Annotated in this window: 12 protein-coding genes; 10 read left to right on the top strand and 2 right to left on the bottom strand. The window is 46.5% G+C overall.

The window, feature by feature from the left end:
- Positions 1–33 precede the first annotated feature (33 nt).
- The 10 genes from DW817_RS03255 (at position 34) to lexA (ending at position 10,846) form a co-directional block, all read left to right on the top strand.
- On the top strand, positions 34–675 hold the full coding sequence (locus DW817_RS03255; RefSeq protein WP_009014743.1) for a phosphatidylserine decarboxylase: 642 nt from the start codon (positions 34–36) through the stop codon (positions 673–675).
- Positions 672–1,358, top strand: coding sequence for a CDP-diacylglycerol--serine O-phosphatidyltransferase (pssA, locus tag DW817_RS03260; protein ID WP_009014744.1), 687 nt, complete (start codon positions 672–674; stop codon positions 1,356–1,358). Before DW817_RS03255 ends, pssA begins: the two co-directional genes overlap by 4 nt.
- A gap of 13 nt (positions 1,359–1,371) precedes the next feature.
- On the top strand, positions 1,372–2,670 hold the full coding sequence (locus tag DW817_RS03265) for a glycosyltransferase family 2 protein (protein WP_009014745.1): 1,299 nt from the start codon (positions 1,372–1,374) through the stop codon (positions 2,668–2,670).
- Between the two features lie 647 nt (positions 2,671–3,317).
- Positions 3,318–4,478 carry a hypothetical protein gene (locus tag DW817_RS03275; protein WP_120111027.1) on the top strand — a complete coding sequence of 387 codons (1,161 nt, stop codon included), beginning with the start codon at positions 3,318–3,320 and terminating at the stop codon, positions 4,476–4,478.
- Positions 4,479–4,494: 16 nt separating this feature from the next.
- Positions 4,495–5,652, top strand: a complete 1,158-nt coding sequence (locus DW817_RS03280; RefSeq protein WP_120111030.1) for a M20/M25/M40 family metallo-hydrolase — start codon at positions 4,495–4,497, stop codon at positions 5,650–5,652.
- A 168-nt stretch (positions 5,653–5,820) separates the two neighbouring features.
- Positions 5,821–6,489, top strand: a complete 669-nt coding sequence (locus tag DW817_RS03285; protein WP_120111034.1) for an HAD hydrolase-like protein — start codon at positions 5,821–5,823, stop codon at positions 6,487–6,489.
- Positions 6,490–6,494: 5 nt separating this feature from the next.
- Complete coding sequence (locus tag DW817_RS03290; protein WP_120111038.1) at positions 6,495–7,301, top strand: S-methyl-5'-thioinosine phosphorylase; 807 nt, start codon at positions 6,495–6,497, stop codon at positions 7,299–7,301.
- A gap of 23 nt (positions 7,302–7,324) precedes the next feature.
- Positions 7,325–8,602 (top strand): amidohydrolase, encoded by a 1,278-nt coding sequence (locus DW817_RS03295; protein WP_120111042.1) that lies wholly within the window; start codon positions 7,325–7,327, stop codon positions 8,600–8,602.
- 16 nt (positions 8,603–8,618) lie between these two features.
- A complete protein-coding gene (locus DW817_RS03300; RefSeq protein ID WP_120111046.1) occupies positions 8,619–9,749 on the top strand; it encodes a hypothetical protein in 1,131 nt (376 codons plus the stop codon).
- Between the two features lie 452 nt (positions 9,750–10,201).
- A complete protein-coding gene (lexA, locus tag DW817_RS03305; protein WP_009014752.1) occupies positions 10,202–10,846 on the top strand; it encodes a transcriptional repressor LexA in 645 nt (214 codons plus the stop codon).
- A gap of 854 nt (positions 10,847–11,700) precedes the next feature.
- Here lexA and DW817_RS03310 read toward each other — a convergent pair.
- Together DW817_RS03310 and hflX are read right to left on the bottom strand one after the other, a co-directional pair.
- A complete protein-coding gene (locus tag DW817_RS03310) occupies positions 11,701–12,936 on the bottom strand; it encodes a methionine gamma-lyase family protein (RefSeq protein ID WP_021736793.1) in 1,236 nt (411 codons plus the stop codon).
- A gap of 3 nt (positions 12,937–12,939) precedes the next feature.
- Positions 12,940–14,757, bottom strand: a complete 1,818-nt coding sequence (gene hflX, locus DW817_RS03315; RefSeq protein ID WP_120111050.1) for a GTPase HflX — start codon at positions 14,755–14,757, stop codon at positions 12,940–12,942.
- Positions 14,758–14,761: the final 4 nt, after the last annotated feature.

Genomic DNA, 14,761 nt, shown 5'->3' on the forward strand with positions numbered 1-14,761 from the left:
GTATTATAATAACCAAATAGTGGAGGTGAGGGCGTGACCCGATATACAATCATAAAGGACGGCTATCCGTTCATTTTTACAGGTCTTGCAGCGACCATCCTTGTCGGCTTTTTGGCTGATCCGGCATTTGCTGGGATTCCGCTCATCCTGACCATATACTTTGCCTATTTCTTTCGGGAACCGGACCGCCCCCTGCCGGATGATCCCCATGTCTTGTATTCCCCGGCTGATGGGACTGTCATGGCTGTCGAGGAATTCTTTGATGACGAATTTCTTCATGAGGAAGCAAAGAAGGTAACCATCTTCTTATCCGTTTTCAATGTCCATACTAATCGCGCACCTATGAAGGGCTATGTTAAATATCTGCGCTATACATGCGGCGGCTTTGAGCCCGCTTTCAAGGGATCTGCGCCCATCGTCAATGAACGCATGGCCATTGGACTTGAAAACGAACAAAGCCGTGTTCTCGTCGTCCAGATTGCGGGTATCCTTGCCCGGCGCATTGTCTCTTGGACATCGCTTGGTAAGCAGCTTCTGCAAGGGGAAACGTACGGAATGATTAAATTTGGTTCCAGCACGGAGCTTATCGTTCCTCGCGACGTAGAAATCCTTGTCAAAAAGGGAGATAAAGTCAAAGGCGGCATAACAATTATGGGGAGGCAGCAAGTACAATGAATTATAGACGCATGGTTCCAAACAGCATCAGTGGTCTCAGCATGGTCCTTGGGGTTTTATCCATCTATCTTTCCATGGATGGTGAATTTTCAAGGGCTGCCATCTTCATTATTTTAGCCGTCCTTGCAGATTCCTGCGATGGACGGGCTGCACGTCTTCTTGGCGTCAGTGGGGAATTCGGAAAGGAAATGGATTCCATTTGCGATGTTTGTTCTTTCGGAATGGCTCCTGCTGTCTTGATTTATACTTATGGTCTTACGGATCTGGGTCTTTGGGGACAAATCATTTCGTCCCTCTTCACTTTTGGCGCGGGACTGCGCCTGGCTCGTTTCAATGTCAACACGAGCGTTGTTTCTGGGTATTTTGAAGGGATGCCGGCGCCGGCTGGTGCCTGCGTCCTTGTGACCTATGTGCTTTCTGGTTATCAATTTGGGCCGATGGGGACAGCCATCCTGACGCTGTTAGTGGCAAAATTGATGTACAGTGAAGTTCGTTACCCTGATTTCAAGGGACACGGCAATCCTCTTTTCAAGGTTCCTGTCATCTTGTCTTTTGCCATTGGTCTTTATATGCTTGTAACCAATTTCCATGCTTGGCCTTTTATCATCATGTTTACCTACACGATTTGCGGGGTCCTCAACGCCATTTATGTAAAGGTTACGGGGAAAAAAGCAGGGGAGTAAGTAGGAGTCCTTCATGACGAGTTACTTTGACATCATCATGATTCCGCTTCAGGTCATGATTGTATTTTTTACCATTTACTATTTTGTCCTGTCTTTATTCGGAATCCTGCCTGGAAAAAAAGAAAAGAAAATTACAACGCCGAAGACAACCTTTGCTGTCATTGCAGCAGCTCATAATGAAGAACGAGTGATTGGCGAACTAGTGGAAAATCTTCGCATGCTTCGCTATCCTGATTCCATGTACGAGATTTTTGTCGTAGCCGACAATTGTACGGACCATACTGCGGACGTCGCACGCAAGGCCGGAGCCAGCGTTCATGAGCGCTTTAATGATACGGAAAAGGGGAAGGGCTTTGCCCTTGAATGGATGTTCAAGCGGCTTTTTGAAATGAATCGTCAATTTGACGCGGTTGTTATTTTTGATGCCGATAACCTTGTCCATCCTGACTTTCTCATGGAAATGAATTCCCGCTATCAAAAAGGGGAACGCCTCATCCAGGGGTATCTTGATTCCAAGAACCCTAATGATACGTGGGTAAGCGGTGTCTTTGCCATTTCCTTCTGGATCACCAATGCAGTTTGGTCCAGAGCCAAATACAATATTGGCCTTTCCAGCATTCTTGGCGGAACAGGGATGTGCATTGCCGTGGATATCCTTAAGAAGTACGGATGGGAAGCAACCTGCTTGACGGAAGATATGGAATTTACCATGAAATCCCTCTTGGAAGGCATTCCAACGACTTGGTGTGACAATGCGATTGTCTATGATGAAAAGGCCCTGACCTTTAAACAGTCTTGGAACCAGAGAAAAAGGTGGGTACAAGGCCACTTTGATGTGGGGGAACGGTATATTCCAAAACTCCTGAAGGAAGGCATCAAAAAACGGGATATCATCATCCTTGACGGTGTCATCGATCTTTTTCAGCCTTATTTCCTCCTTCTTTCAACGCTGTTTGTCATTGCCAGTACAATCTACACCTATGTTCCATTTTACACGAACGTGCTCTATGCCATCCTTCCTTATGAAATCTGGCAGGTCATTGGGATTGGTCAGTACGTCATTCCTGCCGTAATCCTTTTAAAAATCCACGCAGCACCTAAATCTTGGTTCTATACCATCTTTTATCCGATCTTTGTTTATAGCTGGATACCCATTACGGTGCTGGGATTCCTTCACCGTCATGAACATGTATGGAGCCATACGCTTCATACGAGGGGAATCAGTTTCAATGATGTACTGGTTCCGGAAAGTTCCGAACACGGACCCAAGCAGATTATCCTTTCCAAAGAAAAGGATAAGAATAAATCCTAAACAATGAACACCCTTTACCGTATCAAATGAAACAGACGGGAAGGGTGTTTTTTCTATTTTTCTCTTCTTTATTGACACAGCGCGATAAAGAGGTGTAAGGTAAGATTTACATTTTCCTTGCGCAGTCTAGAAGCAGAGAAGAAAAGGGGGAACCGGATAATGACGAAAAAGATTGCTTTCATTGGCAGCACTCATTCTGCCTATTATCCGTATTGAAATAGAACAGACGAGGAAGCTCTTTTCTTTGCGCCTTCGATATGATGGAGCTTATTATTGTACCCGGACGGATTACGTTTGCAGCCATCCTTTACCCACAGTGCCGCGACGATAGGACTCTTGCCGTTCACGGTCTATTTATCAATCTTGCTTTCGAAACCTCTGTAACAACCCCTTATCTCTTCATGTTTGTCAATCGACTGATCATAGCTGGAGCCATTATATCAACTAGAGTGATGATCAGCATCTTCGTTGGTTATTATGGTGTCCACAGGCCTGCTGATGCCCATCGATTGCGGTACCTGCTCTTTTCCTATCATCAGTATGCTGGGGTCAGCCCTTTGTTTGGCTCTCATTACGCTTTTGACCATTTTTCTTTACCAGAAAAAGGCCACCGAAAGAATCTGTCAAGTTATTTGTGAGGTGTGATTATGCCTGGTATCCTTGCCATAACGATTTTATTTTTTCTTTACGCCTTGAGCGAAATCATCGCCCTGCGTTCAAATGCTGTTCTATCAACGGTTCTTGGGATTTCCGTAATCCTAACCATCGGTTTTTGGTTCAATCTCTTACCCAAGGACATCATTCAACTTGCCCATATTCCAGGAATCGGAATGCTGACCGTGGGAATGCTTCTTGTCTCCTTGGGCACCACCATTGATTTTGCTGAACTTCGCCGTCAGTGGAAGGTGGCAGCAGTTAGTGTGATTTCTGTTACGATGGCCGTTATTTTTATCATCTATTTAGGCCCATTTTTCATGGATGGAGCCCTTGCCATCGCAGGGTCTCCCATTTTTGCCGGCGGGAACGCGGCCATGCTCATTATCCTTGACGCGGTACAGGAAAAAGGAATCGAGACAGTAGGAACCTTCTGTCTTGTCCTTCTCGTGACACAAAAATTCTTCGGGATTCCTATTGCTTCCCTGATGCTGCGCCATTTGGCCAAAAATCTCAGGGACGACGTGGATTTCGTAAAACGCTATGCGTCGGAAGGGGAAGAAAATAAGGTCAAAAAGCCGCTCCGCCTTCCCAGTCTTTTTGATCGTCCTTCCGTACACCTTGCAAAATTATCTTTTGTTGCTTCCATTGCTTATTATGCTTCAAGATCCACGGGTGGGGCGGTTCATTACCTTGTCATGTGTCTTCTTCTTGGGACCCTTTTTTACGCACTGGGATTCTTGGAAAAAGGCATCCTTCAAAAAACACAGTCAAGCGGCATCATCCTTTTTTTCGTTACCATCGTGATCTTTTCTTCTTTGAGCCGGACAACCCCGCAGGAAGTGCTCTCCGTCCTTCCGCCGCTTGCAGCTACGGCCTTATTGGGTATATTGGGGCTTTTTACGGCGGGGCTTGTGACAAATAGGCTTTTTTCCCTGCCTTTTCCCCTTTGCGTGAGTCTTGGCGTGACTTGCACCTTTGGTTTTCCTACAACGATGCTTGTCTCTCAGGAAGTATCCGCTGCCATGGGAAGAAATGAGGAGGAACGTGCAGCCTTGCTGCACTACCTTCTCCCAAAGATGCTTGTAGCTGGTTTTGTCACCGTTACCATCACATCTGTCCTGCTTGCTGGATTTGTCGTCACACTATTGTAAGGAGGAATCTTTGCCAATGGAAGACAATGAAAAACTGACACACTACCTATATGGACATGAAAAAGAAATGCTATCGCTGTGGAAAACCCTTGTAGAAACAGAAAGCGGGCCCAAACAGCCAACTGGGGTTGAATCGGTAAGAAGCCTTCTTGCAGGAGAATTGGCCGCCATGGGATTTACCATACGGCTCCAAAAAGTCTCGGGCGCCCCGGACCTTCTTATAGCGGAACGGGGAAAAGAGGAAGGGGAGGGTCCCATCATCCTCTCCGGCCATATGGATACCGTTTTTCCGGAAGGAAAAGCGTCGACCTGCCCTTTTTTCATTGACGAAGAGGGGTATGCTCACGGGCCTGGTGTCCTAGATATGAAGGGCGGGCTTGTCGTAAGTCTCTATGCGGTTAAAGCCCTTAGCGCACTGTCGCTCGTCACGCCTCCAATTAAATTTGTTTTTGTAACGGATGAGGAAACCCTTCATATGCACTCCAATGCAAAAGCCGTGCTGCGCAGGGAAATTACAGGGGCAAAAGCCTTTTTAAACTTTGAACCTTGCGCCGAAAACGGACAGGTCGTTCTCTCACGCTATGGCGGCGGTCCTGTATCCATCCATGTACATGGATGTGCAGCCCACTCCGGTACGAGCCCTGAAAAAGGACGTTCCGCTATCTTGGAAGCCGCTCATAAGATCATTTATCTGGAAAGCAAAAATGATATCTCCCGAGGAAAATTGATCAATTGCGGAGCCATCAATGGCGGTATTGGTGAAAATACGATTCCTGGGGAATGTACGCTGCGTATTGGGGTCCGCTACCGCACGGAAAGCCTAGCCCAGGAAATCAAGGAAAACCTAAAGGAGGCCACGGCAAGCCAGACCGTTCCCGATACGTGGGCAGATCTTGATTTGACCCATCTGATTCCTGCCATGGACCTAAAAGAAGGGGGAAAAGGCCTGATTGTGAAGCTTCAGGAAGCGGCCGCCTTTTATTCCATGAGTCCAATTAAGGGCATTCAAGTAGGCGGCTTATCCGATGCGGGCCTTGCCGCAAGCCTGGGGATACCGACGCTTTGTGGAATGGGTGTCATTGGTAGCGGTGCCCATACGGATGAAGAAAAAGCCCTGGTCAGTTCCCTCTTTGAACGATCGGTCCTTGCAGCTGCGTTGCTTCATCTTTTATAAGAAAAACCCCTCCGTCTGCTGACAGAGGGGTTTTTCTCCGAATTTGACGCAAAGATGTCCCTGACTTTTCACACCCTTTGGGACGTTCGCATTTTATTTCAACGGTAAATTATGGTAAAATGAGTTGTTATCAGATGAAACGTAAGCGACACACAAAAGGAGCCATTCATGACCATTTCAGGAATCTTATTTGATTTTGATGGAACCCTTGCCAATACAACACCCCTCATCCTTCATTGTTTCCATCAAACCTTTTCTCATTTTTATGGAAAGGTCCCGCCTGATGAGAAAATCTTGACGACGTTTGGTCTTCCTATGCCTCAGGCCATGCTGCAGCTGAGTGGTGGGGATGAAGCCCATCTCGACGAGCTGCTGACTTTTTATCGGACGTATCAGCTTTCTGTTCATGATGAAATGATCCGTCCCTTTCCTTCTGTTTTGGCTGGCTGTCAGCGCCTAAAGGAAAGGGGGATCCATTCCATCATTGTGACAAGCAAGACCAATGAGACTTGTGAACGGGGACTACGCTGTCTGGGGCTTTCTCCCTATATAGAAGGTGTGATTGGCGTACGGGATACAGCCCTTCATAAGCCTGATCCAGAACCCAGCCTTCTTGCCCTAAAAAAGCTAGGACTTTCCGGTGAGGAATGCCTTTGTGTCGGTGACAGTCCTTATGATCTAGTGAGCGGAATGCGAGCTGGATGCCGTGCTTCAGTCAAGGTCGGGTGGTCCAGCTTTGACCCCATACGTTTCCAGCAAGAAATAAAACCGAACTATACGATTGCATCTTTACCGGAACTTCTCCCTATCATTGAAAGTTTGAATCAGCAGAGGTGAACGTTATGCGCAAAATTGGAATCATTGGGGGTACAGGTGTCGAAGATACCTCCATATTTGGAACGCTGTCCCCCATTACGGTAGAAACCCCATTTGGTACGGCGGAAGGATTTGCAGGCAAGATCGATGATACATCTGTTTACTTCATTGCTCGTCATGGCAAGGGGCACAGTCTGCCGCCGCATCGCATTCCATATCGTGCCAATATCTATGCGTTGAAGAAGTTGGGTGTAACGGAAATCTTATCTTTTACCGCTGTAGGCTCCCTGAATCGCGGCTTGCTTCCTGGGACGTTTGTCAATACGAGTCAAATCCTTGATTTTACAAAATCGCGCGAGCATACTTTTTTTGATGGCGGTGTCATGCCGGTCTGCCATGTTGACTTCAGCTTTCCCTATTGTCCAGTCCTGCGGGAGCGGCTCAACGGCATCCTCACAAGACTTGGCGTACGGCACAGTAAAGCTGGCTGCTATGTAGCTACAGAAGGGCCACGCTATGAAACTGCTGCCGAGGTTCGGATGTATGGACTTATGGGCGGTGATGTAGCAGGGATGACCCAAATGCCGGAAGCCGTCCTTGCAAGGGAAGCAGAGATTTGCTATGCCAATTGCAGCCTAGTGACCAATATGGGATCCGGTCTTTCTTGGACGGCCCTATCTCATGAGGAAGTTGTTGCCATGATGGATGAAAATGCCAAAACCATTGCTCGCATCATCCATGCCTTCCTAACAGAGGAAGAACAGACCTTGGCATCTTGTCACTGCCGGGAAGCGGCTCATGCTGTGGGTGGTTTTCCCATTGATAAAATCTAAAGAAAAGAGGGTACAAGCAACAGATGTTTTACGATACCGTGATCCAAGGCGCTGAGATCTTGGATCGAAATGACGGAAAAACCTATCAAGTTGGGATAAAGGATGGACGCATTGCCTATATCGGTCAAGAGCCGGTTCAAGGCAGCCTCGTAATCGATGGCAGAGACCATCTTCTTGCGCCGGGCTTAGTAAACGCCCATACTCATATCGCTATGACTCTTTTTCGCAGTTATGCCGATGATATGGTCCTTATGGACTGGCTGCAGGACAAAATCTGGCCCATGGAGAATCATCTCACGGGAAATGACGTGTATTGGGGCAGTCTCCTTGGCATAGCGGAAATGATCCGTACAGGTACAACGGCATTTGCCGATATGTACTTCTTTATGGAAGCCACGGCCCGTGCCGTGGCTTCATCGGGAATCCGTGCTGCGTTATCAAGGGGCCTTACCGGGTCTTCCGCAGCCGATGGCAAAGCCCGTCTTGATGAGAATTCAGCTCTATTTGATACGTGGAACGGCGTCGAAAATGACCGGATTCATGTGATGTATGGCCCCCATGCGCCATATACCTGCGCTCCGGAATATATTTGCAGCATCGTAAAGGAAGCGGCCCGAAAAGGAGCCGAAATCCACATGCATCTTGCGGAAACAAAAGGGGAGGTGGCGGACTGTCTCAAGAAATATGACAAATCGCCCATTGCCTTGATGGAAGAACTGGGCTTATTTGAGCTGGGAACCCTTGCTGCCCATTGCGTCCATGTTGATGACAAGGATATGGAAATCCTAAGGAAGCATCATGTACGCATTGCCTCCAACCCGCAGAGCAACCTTAAACTGGCAAGCGGAATTGCCCCCATCGGCCAAATGCTCCAAAAAGGCATTGTCCTCGGTCTTGGAACGGATGGGGCATCAAGCAACAATAATCTGGATATGCTTGAAGAGGTACGTCTAGCCTCCATGCTGTCCAAAGTCAAAGAGGATAATCCTAGGAGCGTGCCCGCTAAAACTGCAATCAAATGCGGAACCCTAGAAGGCGCCAAAGCCATCGGCTTTGATGAAGTGGGTGCCGTCACAACAGGATACAAAGCAGATCTTGTTCTTTATGATCTGAAAGAACCGGAATGGTTCCCCCGCAATGACCGCTATTCCCTTCTTTGCAATGCCGCCAGTTCCCACAGTGTCAGCCATGTTTTTGTAGATGGAAAATTGCTTTATGAAAACGGCGAATATCTGACCCTTGATTACGAAAAAGTTTGCGCCGAAGCTCAGCGCTGTGCTGAGCGACTTTCCAGGGCCTAAAGGGGAGGGGAGAGAAGTGAAAAAACGGATAGCTGCACTCTTTACGGCAGCCTTTACAGTCCTAGGCCTCAGCATCCAGCATCCTGCCATGGCGGCCGCTCCGCAGCGCTATACACCGAAAAGCGGTGGCTTTACCATGACCATTCCGCCAGGCAGTACAGAATTGTATCATACAACAACAGGTGTTCGCTTTAAGGTTGGGGAAGACTTTCTCATCAGTGCGGATCTTTATACACTGCCCAGTTTTATTTCTGTTCCCATGAAACAATACTCAGGAGAACAGAAACGGGAACTTTCGAAATTCCTTAAGAAAATCCAAGATGATCAGGATAATACGATTGTAGGCATGGATGATAAGGCCACTGGCCAAACAACTGATAAGGCAGCTCTTTTGCGTGATAAACTTCACGGAAAAAAGAACAACCCATCGGCTCAGTTAGAAAAAGAAATGCAAGCAGGCTGCTATGATTTTCGCAGTGTTCCCAAAGATCCAGAAAAGACAAGACGTCCCTTTATCATTGGACGGGCATACCAAACGCAGAAAAATAATCTATGCGTTGTAACGGTCCGTACAACACAGGCCAATGAAGAAGCTGGCAAGGAAGCCTTAAAAGCAATCACAAAGGATCTAGATCTGAAAAAGATCCATTATACGGATGAAAATATCCTAACCGTCCCCAACCTCGGATTCCAGATGGAAATTCCCAGTGGGTGGCGTATTTATACACTGCGTGCCGATAATGTCCTTTTTGGACGCAGCTTGAGCAGTGTCCATACGGATTCCATGATGATCCGAAGGCTCAGCGATGACAGTTTCAAGGAATTAGGGTCTGCCACAAAGGCGACTATCAATGAAGCAGAAAAGAACTTCATCGAAAAAATCACAAGCTATACACCCAATATTACAATCCTTCATCATGAACCCATCATTGTCGGTGACCTTCGCGGAAGTCTTTCGCAGTCGACCGATAATGAAGACTTAAAGAAAGTCTTCCTACTCAATGCATATCTCCTTAATCCACAAGGTGAAGGTTATGTTATCCACTTTCAAACAGATGATACCATCAACTATGACCTGAAGCTCAGTGCATTTAAACGAGCCGTACAGTCATTTACACTTCTTGGTCAAAAAAAGAAATCAACTTAAGAACGGATACAATCCCGGAACGGCTTAGGAAAAGAGGGTTCCGGGATTTTTTTTACGGCCTTTATTTTTATACTATTTTACATAATATATATTATAGGACGTAAAAATTTCTGCTTAAAAAATGCTTTTTCTGTTCCCCACGTCCTTAGCTGCGTACAGTTTTAAGTGGCTGCAGCCAACCATTCCTGCAAGCTACACTCCTATCTAAAATGACAATCTTCTTTTACGTATCTTAATCTCGGAATTCTCTTAGCGTAAACTTTATTTTCTTTTTCCTTAATCTATCATGATTTTTACTTTTGCATTCCGTTGTTCGTTTTTCTTTTATTATCTTTATTTTATTCATATTTTCTTCTCTTTTACTAAACGTACGTTTGACTATTATTTGAACTCTTGATATACTACTACATATAGTATATTTCTTTAAAATACCTTGTATGGGAGGCTTTCTTATGGGCAGACCTAAAGCAAATTCGATACACGCTAATGGACTTACGGACCGTCAGGAAATGATCCTTGAATTTATTCGAAGTTATATCTCTGAAAATAACTATCCCCCATCCGTCCGTGAAATTGGTAAGGGTGTTGGCCTGGCCTCCAGTGCCAGTGTTCATAACAATATGAAGAAGCTTGCGAGTTTAGGTTTCTTGAACTGGGATACGGATAAACCCCGTACGTATGGACTTGTTTCTGATGAAGCCTGGCGCAAGAAGGAAGTAGTTGGCGTGCCTCTTGTTGGGGCTGTTCACGCCGGCGATCCCATTCTTGCTGATGAACATATCGAGGATATGTACCCCATTCCAACAGAACTTCTCGGGACCAAGGACGATGTCTTCATGATGGTCGTCGAAGGCGATAGTATGAAAGATGCCGGAATTCTTGACCGGGACTATGTTTTTGTTCGCCGTCAAGATTACGCCCAAAATGGGGATATCGTGGTTGCTCTTTTAAATGGAGAAGAAACGACGATAAAACGATATTTCCGTGAACTCAAACAGATTCGTCTAGTTCCGGAAAATAGCGCTTATTCACCCATCGTTGGTACGGATAATATTAAGATTACCGGAGTTGTTGTAGGTGTTTTCCGTGTTCTTTGATTGTTTCCTGCTCGTTTACGATAGATAATAAGCCATGAAATTCCCAACAAAGGTTTCATGCCCTTAAAACGCTTAAATTTGCGTTTTAAGGGCTTTTATCTATTTTATGATTAAATATATGCATATTTCAATAAAACCGCATCTAACATAAAATATAGAGGCGGTTTTATTTTTCGAAAGAAGCACTTTTTCACATTTTACCTTTTACTACTATTTTGATGTTATATAGGATGCTTTTTCCTATGGCTCCCACTTGCTCCTACTTTTCTCATGATCATCTGTTTATTATTTTCATTTTTCTAAAAGACTACTGTTCATTTCTTCATAAGACGAACTGACTGTCTTTCTTATAATGGCCCTACAGATATGGAAATCTGGCTTATAAGCTCAAATCTGCATTTAGAGCATGTTTTCTCATAAGAGGTGTCTATCATTTTCTAAAATCGTCTTAGAAGAGAAATATGGTGACATATGTGCTTATTTATCCATAACGATCCAGCACCCAGCAAAGGTCTAATGGAGCAGTCAATCTTGATTTATTGGGACAAGAAGATTGGACAGGAGGCAAAATGGGCATAAAGAAAATACGTAGATTGCCAAATAAACAGCAAGGTGAGTAAAATCCGATCAGAGGGGATCCGCAGCTTAGAGACAGCAGCTCTTTTGCTATACAGGAACAATTCCCTTTGGTCCTTTAAAAGAATCCTGTCTGGGATGCTGTGAGCGAGAAATCATCAAGTGACGGCCTTGTCTTGGAAACTTAAGTAAAATAGGAGAGGGGAGGGATTTTTCTATCCCTCCCCTCTCCTATTTTACTTTTATCCACAATCTATGAATCAATTGCCGCTGCACGATTATTTATCCATGATTTTTCTTGCTGCTTCCATAATGGCAATGTGACCGTGTTCAAAAGTCAGGCCCCCTTGAAGGTATACCGTAAAGGGTTCGCGCACAGGGGCATCAGCACTCAGTTCTATGGAAGCCCCTTGGACGAAGGTGCCGGCAGCCATGATGACTTCATCCTGATAGCCCGGCAAATGGCTGGGTACAGGTGTTACATGGGCATCAACGGGAGAACTTGCCTGAATGGCCTCACAAAAGCGGCAGAGATTTTCCTTGGTTTTTAGGGTAATCGTTTGGATGATATCGCTGCGGCGTTCTTCTGGTAGCGGAGACACTTCGAATCCGAGATTCTGGAATACGGAAGCCGCAAAAATCGAAGTCTTGATGGCCTGAAGGACTACATGAGGCGCAAAAAACAGGCCTTCATAAAATTCACGGGCCGTATCCCCAAGCGTTGCTCCCATTTCTCCGCCTAATCCTGGCGCCGTGAGACGATAGGAAGCAAGTTCGACAAGATCCTTGCGTCCCACGATATAACCGCCGGTCGGAGCAATACCGCCGCCTAGGTTCTTGATGAGGGAACCGGCCATGAGGTCAGCACCGACTTGGGTTGGTTCTTTATCTTCGATAAATTCACCATAGCAGTTATCGACAAAGCAGATGATATCAGGCTTAACCCGTTTGACTGCACTGAAGATTTCTCCGATTTCATCGACAGTCAGTGTTTTGCGGACGCTGCTGTAGCCGCAGGAACGCTGTACGTGGACCATCCGGGTCTTGTCGGTAATTGCGGCCACAATGGCGTCGATGTTGGGATGATTGGCAATCATGGGGATTTCGTGATAGCTAATACCCTGATTGACTAGGGAGCCCGGGGTCTTGATGGGGGAACCAATGATGGTCTGCATCGTATCATAGGGCTCTCCCGTGGCTCCAATCAGCTCATCTCCCGGCTTTAAAACACCTAATAAAGCAACGGCAAGAGCATGGGTACCAGAAACGAATTGACTTCTTACAAGGGCTGCTTCCGTGCCGAAGAGTTCCGCATAGATTCCATCCAGTTCATCCCTTCCCGTATCAGAATAGGCGTAGCCCGTGCTTGGTTTCAGGTAATAATCGGCTACTTGATGATTACGGAATGCTTTAAGGACCTTACGAGTGTTGAGAAGGGCAGCCTTTTCATGGATAAAGCTCGTCTTTTGCACCTCAAGCAAGGCTTTCTCTTCGATTTCATCCCAATTGATCATGTTTTATGTTTCCTCCTTTAGATAAGGGGCATAGTGCTTTACATCATGTTTATCCAAACGGACTTTCATAAGGGCTCCCTTTTCCCCGTAACTTTCGGATAGGACCGTCGCTTTTTCGTGAAGCTGAGCCGAGAGCTTTGTTTCTGTATAAGGAATCAGCAGGGTCACTTCCGTCTTTCCTTCATTGAGAAAGCTTGCAATCTTTTTAATAAGGGCGGGGATTCCTTCTCCAGAGCGGGCAGAAATGGCGAGGGATTCCTCTCGATCAAGCCGCATTTTTAGCCCCTCATGATCCGGCAGCTTATCGATCTTATTGTAGACGGTCAGGATTGGTGTATCTGTTACACCAAGTTCCTTTAAGACGCTTAGCACCGCTTCCTCCTGTTTCTCGTGAAGTTCATGGCTCACATCGATCACATGGAGCAGGAGATCTGCCCCTTTTACGACTTCGAGCGTCGAACGAAAAGCGGCCACTAATTGATGCGGCAGGCGTTGAATGAAGCCGACCGTATCTGTCAAGGTACAAACTTCCTTATTGGGCAGGCTGAGTTGCCGCGTTGTTGGATCAAGCGTTGCAAAAAGTTGATTTTCTGCATAGATTTCTGAATGGGTAAGGGCATTCAGCAGGGAAGATTTACCTGCGTTTGTATAGCCCACAAGGCAGACTTGTTTGATCCTGCTTTTTTCCCGGGCTTTCTGCTGCGTCCGGCGTGCCCCCTTCATCTTTTCAATCTGGGCTTCTAAAAATCCGATACGGTCACGGATCCGCCGGCGGTCCACTTCAAGTTTAGTTTCGCCAGGGCCCCTTGTTCCGATGCCGCCGCCCAAGCGAGACAAACTGGCGCCCTGCCCCATGATGCGGGGCAGAAGATACTGCAGTTGAGCCAGTTCCACTTGAAGCTTACCTTCACTGGTTCTGGCCCGTTTGGCAAAGATGTCAAGGATAAGGCCTGTTCGATCAATGATCCGGACACCTAACGCTTGTTCCAGGTTGCGCTGCTGGGCCGGAGAGAGGTCATCGTCAACAAGGCATAAATCAATATCTTCCTGTTGAGCAAAAAGGGCCATTTCCTCAACTTTCCCCTTTCCAATAAAAAATACTGGATCTGGTTTGGGACGGGACTGGACAAATTTAGCTGCGACAATGGCCCCTGCCGTTTCTGCTAGCTGTGCCAATTCTTCAACGGAATCTTCAACACAATAGCGAGAACGATCCTCTCCCCAATGAAGGGAAACCAGCATGGCTCGTTCTACTTCTTTTCCCGTTTTTTCGCTGCGTGTCTTTTTTCCTAAAATTCGTTCAATCGTCTGCAAGAGCGTTCCATAAGGAATACGGGCAGCTTCTTTGGCAGAATAAGGTCCAAATTCCTCGGCAACTGGCACTCCATCATCAGTAAGGTCTGTAATCAGGCCTAAAGAAAGAAGGGGCATCGCTTCCGCATCTTTCCAAGCAAGAGCCGCCATGCCGTCAAGACGCAAATTTTTAAGTGTGGAAATATCTACCCCACTTAAGCGCGATGTGCCGGACGGATGAGTATGGATTGCAGTGATTCCTGACAAACGCCACAGAGAACGCCGGCTTCCCGTATCCTGAAGGGAAACTGCATGATCACTGCCAACTGAAACACTGGAAATTATTCCTTTGCGGTCCACATAGACAGAGACTTCGCGTCCAATGGATTCCGAAATATCACGCAGAAGGAGGGCCAGTTCCTCCGAAATGAGCTGGCCCTGATCAAGATGCAGGTTGTAGAGCGATTGAAGCTGCTCCAAGACCCGTTTTTTAATTCCCTCCGTCTTCCCGTAGACGATGTTATCCATGGTG

Source organism: Acidaminococcus sp. AM33-14BH (genome assembly GCF_003603525.1).
GTDB lineage: Bacteria > Bacillota > Negativicutes > Acidaminococcales > Acidaminococcaceae > Acidaminococcus > Acidaminococcus intestini.